This is a genomic window from Vibrio sp. 1288, from assembly GCF_033344475.1.
In genome coordinates, this window is record NZ_JAWPOX010001038.1 from 1 (window position 1) to 534 (window position 534).

Consider the following 534-nt stretch of genomic DNA (forward strand, 5'->3'; position numbering starts at 1 on the left):
TGGTAGCTGCAAAATCAATACGTGAATAATCGATAGACCAGCCTTTGCTTTTAGCTAATCCATGCCATTTGCTCCAGTGGCGCATAAAGACCGCATCGGCTGTTTTCGTAGTAGCATCAACGCTTGCGATTTTCCTTAATCTCTCTTCTTCAAGTGAGATTTGCTTAGGTTGCTGAACTTTCGCATTCTGATACGCCTGTTTAGCCTCCTCACGCTCTTTAATCACTTTATCCAGTTCTTGCTTAAGCAAAGTGATAACACGCTGACAAGCGTTTGCAGAGCTTGATATTAAGCGAGTGAAGAAGTTGTTTCTTGTTGGCTTCTTATTGCTGAATCCTGCCATTCTGAATGGATGAGATACGCCAGTGAAGTTTTCATCGCCATAGCGTTTATTCAGACCTACAACCACCTTATTTGCGATCTCTCGGTCTTTTTCGTCGGTGGTTTTAGGCACTCTAAAGATTGCTTGATAGTTGTCCCTGGACGACTCTTGCACCAGGTTCGGAGAGTAGCCATTAGCAAGCATTTCCTTGT

Annotated in this window: 1 protein-coding gene; it reads right to left on the reverse strand. The window is 43.6% G+C overall.

What is annotated here, in order from left to right; genetic code table 11:
• Positions 1–526 (reverse strand): DNA-primase RepB domain-containing protein (locus tag R8O11_RS30785; RefSeq protein WP_318195329.1); only part of this gene is annotated, 526 nt, incomplete at its 3' end.
• Positions 527–534: the final 8 nt, after the last annotated feature.